At 66.5% G+C, this 5,416-nt stretch carries 2 protein-coding genes; one reads left to right on the forward strand and one right to left on the reverse strand.

Annotation, left to right across the window (positions count from 1 at the left end):
* The coding region (locus ABEA87_RS04350) for an RHS repeat domain-containing protein (RefSeq protein WP_345626244.1) at window positions 1–3,360 on the forward strand (3,360 nt) is incomplete at its 5' end.
* Window positions 3,361–3,365: 5 nt separating this feature from the next.
* Here the strand turns inward: ABEA87_RS04350 and ABEA87_RS04355 are convergent.
* The gene (locus ABEA87_RS04355) at window positions 3,366–5,393 is read right to left on the reverse strand and encodes a hypothetical protein (RefSeq protein WP_345626246.1); all 2,028 of its coding nucleotides are present in this window, start codon (window positions 5,391–5,393) and stop codon (window positions 3,366–3,368) included.
* Window positions 5,394–5,416 lie beyond the last annotated feature (23 nt).

A 5,416-nucleotide genomic window follows, 5' to 3' on the forward strand; every position in this document is an offset into this window, starting at 1 on the left:
GCCGACATCACCTACCACGGCATCGACACCGTCTATACCTACACCGACCACACGACGGTCACCTACGACAGCAACGGCAACACCATCGACGAGAAACTCGCCGACGGCACCGACTACACAAACTTCGACCACGCCGGCCACCCACACCACGTCGACATCCCACCGGGAAACGGCAACCCAGCAACCTCAGCCAACATCACCTACCACGGCACCGACACCGTCTACACCTACACCGACCACACGACAGTCACCTATGACAACAACGGGAACACCATCGACGAAAAACTCGCCGACGGCACCGACTACACCCAATTCGACAGCAACGGCAACCCACACCACGTCGACATCCCACCGGGAAACGGCAATCCAGCCACCTCCGCCAACATCAGCTACCACGGCGCCGACACCGTCTACACCTACACCGATCACACCGTCGTCACCTACGACAGCAGCGGCAACATCACGGACGAGAGACTCGCCGACGGCACCGACTACACAAGTTTTGACGGCAACGGCAACCCCCACCACGTCGACATCCCACCGGGAAACGGCAACCCAGCCACCTCGGCCAACATCAGCTACCACGGCGCCGACACCGTCTACACCTACACCGATCACACCGTCGTCACCTACGACAGCAGCGGCAACATCACGGACGAGAAACTCGCCGACGGCACCGACTACACAAGTTTTGACGGCAACGGCAACCCCCACCACGTCGACATCCCACCGGGAAACGGCAATCCAGCCACCTCCGCCGATATCGCCTACCACGGCGCCGACACCGTCTACACCTACACCGATCACACCGTCGTCACCTACGACAGCAGCGGCAACATCACGGACGAGAAACTCGCCGACGGCACCGACTACACAAGTTTTGACGGCAACGGCAACCCCCACCACGTCGACACCCCAGCCCACGACGGCCAACCAGCAACCTCAGCCGACATCACCCACGTCGGAAACGACACCGTCTACACCTACACCGACCACACGACAGTCACCTACGACAACAACGGGAAGATCCTCGACGAAAGGCTAGCCGACGGCACCGACTACACCCAGTTCGACAACAACGGCAACCCACACCACGTCGACATCCCACCGGGAAACGGCAACCCAGCCACCTCCGCCGATATCACCTACCACGGCACCGACACCGTCTACACCTACACCGACCACACGACAGTCACCTACGACAACAACGACAAGGTCATCGACGAGAGGCTGGCCGACGGCACCGACTTCACCCAGTACGACGGCAACGGCACGGCACACCACGTCGACATCCCAGCCCACGACGGCCAACCGGCAACCTCAGCCGACATCACCTACCACGGCGCCGACACCGTCTATACCTACACCGACCATACCGTCGTCACTTACGACGGCAACGGGAAGATCCTCGACGAAAAGCTCGCCGACGGCACCGACTACACCCGGTTCGACGCAAACCAGAAGCCGACCGAAGTGTCCATCCCGGCCCACGGGTCGACGCCGGCGACCTCGGCGCAGATCGCCTACGACAACGCATACACGCGGTACACGTTCGCCGACAAGACCGTGCTGACCTACCAGGACAGCAACAATGCGCTGGTCAGCGAGCGGCTGCCGGACGGCACCGTCTACACCCAGTTCGACGCGAGCCAGAAGCCGCACCACGTCGACGTGCCCGCCTACAACGGGAAGCCGGCCACCTCGGCCGACATCAGCTACTCCGACGGCCACGTCAGCTACACGTACCCCGACAACACCGTCGTCACCTATGACGCGGCGTCGAACACGCTGCTCTCGCAGAAGCTGCCCGACGGCACGGTGTACAGCGACTTCGACGACAACGAGCAGCCGCACCACGTGGAGGTCCCGCCGACCGCCGACAAGCCGGCCATGTCCGCGGCTATCACGTACGACGGCGGGCACACGGTCTACGCGTACACGGACGGGTCGATCGTCACTTACGACACCGCGTCCAACACGATCCTGACCGAGCGGATGCCAGACGGGCAGGTCTTCAGCGACTTCGACAAGGACGGGCTCGCGCACCATGTCGAGATACCGGCCACCGACAAGGCACCGGCCACGTCAGCCGACATCAGCTACGACGGCGGCCACACCACCTACACGTACCCCGACCACACCGTGGTCACCTACGACACCGCCACCAACACCATCATCACCGAGAAAATGGCCGACGGAACCGTCTACAGCGACTTCGACGGCAACGGGGCCCCGCACCACGTCGAGATCCCGGCCACCGACAAGGCACCGGCCACGTCGGCCGACATCAGCTACGACGGCGGCCACACCACCTACACGTACCCCGACCACACCGTCGTCACCTACGACACCGCCACCAACACCATCATCACCGAGAAGATGGCCGACGGAACCGTCTACAGCGACTTCGACGGCAACGGAAACCCGGGCCACGTCGAGATCCCGCCGCAGAACGGCAAGCCGGGCACCTCGGCCGACATCACGTACGCGAACGGCCAGGCCATCTACACGTACAAGGACGGCACCAAGGTCTATATCGACACGGCCAGTAACCAGGTTGTCAAGCAGGAGATGCCGGACGGCTGGGTGATCAACTACGTGGACGGGAAGCCGTCCAGCGGATCGAACTCGCAGACCGGCGACACGGTGACGATCACGGTGGACAAGAACGGCGACTCGGTCTGGACGTACTCGGACGGGACGGTGGTGTACCAGGACCCGAACGGCAACGTCTACAAGGAGGTCGCCAACGGCTGGACCTTCACCGAGTTCGACGGGGACGGCAAGCCGACGTACGGGACGATGACGGACTCCGACGGCAACACCGAGACCGTCACGATCAACTACAACTTCGACGGACTGGGCGACACCCAGTGGATCTACACGGATGACGGCCAGACGACGACCATCGTCACCGATCCCAATGGCGCTCCAATCTCGGAGACGAACAAGGACGGCACCTTCTTGTTCTCCGTGGAGCTACCCAAGCTGTTGGCCGCGATCAAGACGATCTCCGTCGAGCGGGACACGATCAACGCGGCCATGAAGGCCATCGCCAACGATTTCGACGTCATCCACCAGGATTGGTGGACCGGTCCGGGCAGCAGCTCGTTCTACAGCCACATCCTCGACTTCCGGAACCTGGAACAGTCGGTGGCCAGCGTGCTCTCCGAGGCGATCCAGCGGATGGAGATCTCCTACAACAACTATGTGGAGGCCGAGCGGGCCAGCGACAAGAGCCTGACACCGATCCCGGTGGAGGCCGGGGCACCGTTCCCGGTCGATCGGATATCCCCCGGGCACCGAATCCCGGGCCTCAACCTCGGCCCCGGGCCGGTGGTGCACGATTTCACGAGCTGAGCCGGTCACGGACACTTCATGATGGCCGTACCCACCTCGGTGAAGATCTCGTCATACGTGGGTACCTTCGCGGCCAGCGCCCGCAGCGCCCTGACCCACTCGACGCGGACGGCTGTGTCCTGGGACAGCTGCCCGGCCAGGGGCGTGATGCTCTCCAGCGCCTTGCCCCGTTCCAGCTCACCCGTGATCATGTCGCTCAGGATCTGGGCGATCCGCTGGCTGACCACGTCGCCGAGGCCGTGTCCGGCCAGGTCGGCCAGATGCGGCAGCATCTCTTTGAGCTGAGCCTCGCGCTCGGCCGGAGAGCCGGTTGCGGTGGCGTCCACCATCGGCTTGATCATCGCCCCGGGGCTGGTCCGGTCGGCGATGTAGGTGAGCGTCGAATCCAGGTGCCGGTTCGCCGCGAGCCCGATCATCGCCTTGTGCCCGGCGAAGGTCTCCGGCACCCGGTCGTCGACCTGGGCCACCTCGGCCCGCACGGCGTCGAGGCCGGCGCCGAACCGGCCGAACGACTCGCGGACCACCTCGGGCTCGGTCAGCCGCTGAGTCAGGAACGAGGCGACCGACCAGGTCGGCGGCTCGAAGGCCGGCGCGCGCCGGGTGCCGCCGCCGTCGCGCACCAGGTCCGCGCTGAGTTCGTCGGCCACCTTGGTCGGCACGGGCTGGGCGGGTTCGCGGACGGCCCAGGACTCGCCGAGGTTGGCGAACAGGCCGTCGCCGGCGGAGAGGCCGGGCGCCTGGTAGAGCACCGCAGCGTTGCGCGTGGTGAGGACCTTCAGCAGTTCGCCCGAGCGGCCCAGGTCGGCCAGCGTCACGACCAGCGGAACAGTCCTGTCGAATCCATACACCTCGAACCGCTCGTTGAGCTTCGCGGCGATGCCTCCGGCCAGGACGCCGCCCGGGCGCTGCACGCCGGCGACGATCATCGGCTGGTCCAGTTGTTCGGCAATCTCGGCCAGCTTGCCCAGGTAGGGCGCAACGGCATCCCGAGCACCGATGACCTCAATGGACATCCGCTCGCCGGTCGCGGCCTGCCAGGCGAAGAGTTCCAGCCCGTCCCGGGAACCGGCGGCGAACGAGCCGTCCCGGACGCCGAAGACGCCGTCCCGCAACCCGGACAACCGCTCGACCACGCTGGCCGCGCCGGGCAACGTCGCGAAGCGGATCGGACCCGCCTCCCGGGGCAGCAGGGCAGGCGCCGCGGCGGCGACGTCGATCATGCCGAGCGCGCCGGTGCGCGGGTCGCGGACGGCCAGGAAGACGCCGCCGGCTCCGACCAGGGCGTGGCCACCGGGCGGCAGGTCCCGCAGGCCGAACTGCAACGCGCTGTAGCCGGGCACCTCGACCGGCGTGGTGCCGGTGGCGGTGAAGGGGTCGGCGACCGGCTCGACCGCCGTGGCCGTGCCGCGTAGCGCTTGCGGGAACGCCCGCTGGACCAGCGTCGGGGCCAGGCCCACCTGGACCCCGTCCGGGGTCAGCACGATCATCTGCCGCGCGTGCTGGTCACCGAGCGTCACGTCGGCGTCCGGGATTTCTTCGTACGCGCCTACCGCGCGCGTGGTCAGCGGCGCGATCTGCACCCACGTGCCGGTGCCGGGCCCGACCTGCTCCCCCACGTCGTCCAGGTAGACGATCCGGTGCTCGCCCAACTCCAGGACGGCGCCGTCGTCGGTCAGCGCCGCCCGTGCGTAGCGCACCGGCACGCCCAGCCGATCGGCGATGTCGCCCAGCCCGGCCGGGCTCTTCGGCCCGAAGACCGAGGTGGGCAGGTGGAACACGGTCTTGTCGAGCGATTCGGCCGGGTAGAGGCCGAGGTAGGTCTGCAGCCGCGGCCAGTCCACAACATCGGGCCGCAGCGGCACCAGCGTGGTCAGGCCGGAGGCGACCGGGCGGGGCTCGGCGGCGATCGTCGCCAGTTCGTCCGGCGGCACGTCGTTGACGCCGACGAAGAGCGCGTCCGGGCCGATGGCGATGCCGTCGGCGCACAGCTCCGGCGGCCGGTTACTGAACAGCAGCGGAAGGTTGAGGGCCACGGGGGTCTCCAGGGGCGATCGGA

The organism is Rugosimonospora acidiphila (genome assembly GCF_039543385.1).
Lineage (GTDB): Bacteria > Actinomycetota > Actinomycetes > Mycobacteriales > Micromonosporaceae > Rugosimonospora > Rugosimonospora acidiphila.